This window comes from Acidovorax sp. KNOB132, from assembly GCF_057541515.1.
In genome coordinates this window covers 1-4,159 of the sequence record NZ_BAAJYT010000296.1, presented here as the reverse complement: position 1 = coordinate 4,159, position 4,159 = coordinate 1, and the positions used below count along the sequence as shown (strand labels likewise).

2 protein-coding genes are annotated in these 4,159 nt (G+C 70.4%); one reads left to right on the top strand and one right to left on the bottom strand.

Annotation, left to right across the window (positions count from 1 at the left end; translation table 11 throughout):
* The first annotated feature begins 172 nt into the window (after positions 1-172).
* On the top strand, positions 173-2,311 hold the full coding sequence (locus AC27IO_RS21260; protein ID WP_498740625.1) for a TonB-dependent receptor: 2,139 nt from the start codon (positions 173-175) through the stop codon (positions 2,309-2,311).
* Here the strand turns inward: AC27IO_RS21260 and xdhB are convergent.
* The coding region (gene xdhB, locus AC27IO_RS21255; RefSeq protein ID WP_498740624.1) for a xanthine dehydrogenase molybdopterin binding subunit at positions 2,299-4,159 on the bottom strand (1,861 nt) is incomplete at its 5' end. The genes AC27IO_RS21260 and xdhB overlap by 13 nt on opposite strands.

The following is a 4,159-nucleotide window of genomic DNA, read 5'->3' as shown; positions in this document are numbered from 1 at the left end:
CGCATCGCCGCGGCCACCGCGGCGCCGCTTCCGGCCCGCGGGCCGCCGCCACTCTCCTGATCCGCCTTCCGATTTCGCAGCGCGGGCCGGCCACCACGGCAGGCCACGCGATGCGATGTTTTTCGCACCGATCAGCGGCGCCCGATGGGGCGCCACAGAGAGCCCTTTTTTTATGCACCCAACCATTGCACGGCCCGTCGCGCTGGGGATGGCCCTGGCCTGGCTGCCCCTGGCCGCCACCGCCCAGACGCCCACCCCTGCAGACCCGGCGGCCGAACGCAGCCCGGCGCTGCCTGCCGTCACCGTCACGGCGCCGGCCACACCGGCGGCGCAGCGCAGTTCCCGCCTCGCTACCGGCACGGCGGGATCGTCGCTGGACACGCCGTTTTCCGTCACCACCGTGCCTGGCGAGCTGGTCCGCCAGCAAGGCGGCACCACCTTGCAGGACGCGCTGCGCAACGTGCCCGGCGCGCAGGCCGACTCGGGCTTCAACGGGTCGCACACGCAGTTCTTCATCCTGCGCGGCGCGGTGACCGACAGCGGTACCGGCTCCAACCGCGTGCTGCGCGACGGCGTGCGGCTGTCCAACTACCCCTACACCCCGGCGTTCGTGGAAAGCGTCGACGTGCTGCGGGGACCCGGCGCGGCCCTCGGCGTGCGCAGCGAACCGGGCGGCACCGTCAACCTCGTGACGCGCCAGCCGCAGCTGGCGAACTTCGGCAGCGCCTCGCTCGGCGCGGGCACGCACGGCGCGCTGGAGGCGTCCATCGACCTGAACCGCGTGCTGTCGGCCGAGAACGAACTGGCCGCCCGCGTGACGGCCACGCGGTCCCAGGCCAGCGAGTGGCGGCATGTGGAAGACCGCCTCGACGGCATCAAGCTGGGCTTGGCCCAAAGCGATGGCAACCGCTACCACCTGCGTGCCAACGTGGAGGCCACCAACCAGACCTACCAGCCGGACTACGGACTTCCCGCGCTGGGCGGGCGGCCGGTCGCCGTGCCACGGGACCGGCAGCTCGGCGAGCCCTTCGGCGACTCGACCACCGACAACCGCATCTACGATCTGCACGGCGATGTCGCCCTGTCGGCCCACACGCGCTGGTCGGCCGATTTCACGCACCTGCAGGCGCATTCGACCTCCATCAAGAACCTGCTGAACGGCTCGCCGCTGGCGGGCCAGCCCGCCGGCACCTATGCCCGGGTCTCGGCCTGGGAGCCGGGCACCGAGCGCCGCATCGACTCGTTCTCGACCGCGCTTTCCAGCACGCAGGGCACCGGCGCGGTGACGCACCATTTGTACTTCGGGGCGGACTACTACAAGGAGGTGCTGAACCAGCCCGCGCTGTCGGTGCCGGCCTCGACCAGCCCGGCCATCAACGTGTTCAACCCGGTGTATGGCCGGGTGACCGCGCCCCCGGCCGGGGCGGTGCTGGCGCAGAGCCTGACGACGCAGGATCTCGAATCCGTGTCGGTGTCCGCCCAGGATCAGATCGACTTCGGCGCATGGTCGGTGGTGGCGGGCCTGCGCTTCACGCGCCAGCGCTTCCTGTACGGCACGGCCGGCGTGCTGCCCGTGGAGGAGTCGCGCTGGAACCCGAAGCTGGCGGTGCTGCGCCGGCTGTCGGAGACCGATACGCTGTATGCCAACGTGTCCACCGGCACCTCGCCCAACCAGGTGGCTTCATCGTCGAACCAGTCCCTGCCCTCGCGCCGTTCGGCGCAGGTCGAAGCCGGCTGGAAATCGCTGTGGCGCGGCGGCGCGGTGGTCAGCGACCTGGCGGTGTACCGCCTCGATCAGAAGAACATGATCGCGTCCGACCTGAGCACGCCGCTGAACAACTTCGACTTCACCACGGCCGGCAGCGCGCGGTCGCAGGGCATCGAGGCGTCGCTGTCCGGCCAGGTGACGGACCGGGTGACCGTGGCCGCCACCTATGCCTTCACCCATGCGAAGTACCTGCAGAACCCCGTGTACGGCGGCATGTCTGTGCCCAACGTGGCCCGGCATGCGGCCACGCTGTGGGCGCAGTACGCCTGGAATGCGCAGTGGAAGACGGGTGCGGGCCTGTACCTGCAAAGCCGGCGCTTCGCCGACGAGGCCAACACCACGGTGCTGCCGGGCTACGCGCGCTTCGACCTGAGCCAGACCTGGACGGCGAAGCTGGCCCACGGCCAGAGCGTCGAGGTCCAGGCGACGGTGCGCAACCTGTTCGACCAGCACTACTTTGTGTCGAGCCACCTGCACGTGAGCCGCTGGATCACGCCGGGGCAGGGGCGCAACGCGTTCGTCTCGGCCACCTACCGCTTCTGAGCGTCCGCCGCCCGGTCCATCCCGCCCAGTGCCCGGAGCACGTTCTCGGCCGTGGCGGGCGCGGTCAGCGTGACCGGCTGCCGGGCCGCCTCAGTCGGGCGCGCCGCGGCAATCGCGTTGCGCAGGGCCTCGTACACGCTGATGGCCAGCATGAACGGCGGCTCGCCCACGGCCTTGCTGCCGCCCACGTTGTCCTCCCGGTTGGCCTCGTGCCACAGCGCCACGGTGAAGCGCTCGGGGATGTCGCCCGTGGCCGGGATCTTGTAGGTGCTGGGCGCGTGGGTGGTGAGCCGGCCCTGGTCGTTCCACACCAGCTGCTCGGTCGTGAGCCAGCCCATGCCCTGCACGAAGCCGCCCTCGATCTGGCCGATGTCGATGGCCGGGTTGATGCTGCGGCCCACGTCGTGCAGGATGTCCACCGCCAGCACGCGGCTCTCGCCGGTGAGCGTGTCGATGGCCACTTCGGTGCAGGCCGCGCCATAGGCGAAGTAGTAGAACGGCCGGCCGGTGAGCGTGGCCTTGTCGTAGTGGATCTTGGGCGTGCGGTAAAAGCCGTCGCTCCACAGCTGGATGCGGTTGGCATAGGCCTCCTTCACCACGTCGCCCCAGTTGCGCACGGCGTGGGGCGTGATGACCTGCCCGCCGGCGAATTGCACCTCGCCGGCGCCGCAGTGGTCCAGGCCGCACACGAAGGCGGCGAGGTTGTCGCGCACGTGGCGCGCGGCGAACTGGGCAGCGCGGCCGTTCAGGTCGGTGCCGCTCGATGCGGCCGTGGCACTGGCGTTGGGCACCTTGCTGGTGTCGCTGGCGGTCACCAGCACGCGCGCCAGCGGCACGCCCAGCTCGTCGGCCACGATCTGCGCCACCTTGGTGTGCAGGCCCTGGCCCATCTCGGTGCCGCCGTGGTTCACCTGCACGCTGCCGTCGGTGTACACGTGCACCAGCGCGCCGGCCTGGTTGAACAGCGTGGCGGTGAAGCTGATGCCGAACTTCACCGGCGTGATCGCCAGCCCGCGCTTGAGCACCGGGCTCGCGGCATTCCAGGCCAAAATGGCCTCATGCCGGCGTTTATATTGGCTGGATTGCTCTAATTTTGGTAGCAGATCGTGGAGGATGTTGTCCTCCACCGGCACCTGGTAGTGGGTGACGTTGCGGTCGGTGGTGCCGTACAGGTTGCGCATGCGCACCGCGAGCCCATCGCACCCCAGGGCCCGCGCGATGTCTCCCAGGATGGCCTCGATGGCGATCACGCCCTGCGGCCCGCCGAAGCCGCGAAAGGCCGTGTGGCTCTGCGTGTTCGTCTTGCAGCGGTACGAGGCGATCTCGACGTTTTCCAGGAAGTACGCGTTGTCGCTGTGGAACACGGCGCGGTCGGCCACGGGGCCCGACAGGTCGGCCGAGAAGCCGCAGTTGGCCGCCATGCGCAGCCGCAGGCCCGTGATGCGGCCCGTGCCGTCGAAGCCCACGTCGTACTCGTAGGCGAACGGGTGGCGCTTGCCCGTCACCATGAAATCCTCGTCCCGGTCCAGCCGCAGCTTGACCGGGCGACCGAATTGGTTCGCCGCCACCGCCGCCCACACGGCCAGGTGGCCGGCCTGCGTCTCCTTGCCGCCGAAGCCCCCGCCCAGGCGCCGGCATTCCACGCGCACCGCGTGGTTCTCCAGCCCCAGGGCATGCGCCACCCAGTGCTGCACCTCGCCCGGGTGCTGGGTGCTGGAGTGGATCCACCACTGCCGCTGCTCCAGCGGCAGCGCGTAGGCGATCTGGCCCTCCAGGTAGAAATGCTCCTGCCCGCCGACCTCGAAGCGGCCCTGCAGCCGGTGCGCCGCGCGGCCCAGGCCCGCGTCG

Excerpts from the sequence above, each read along its gene's own strand:
- AC27IO_RS21260 (WP_498740625.1), top strand. The coding sequence starts at position 173 with ATGCACCCAACCATTGCACGGCCCGTCGCGCTGGGGATGGCCCTGGCC.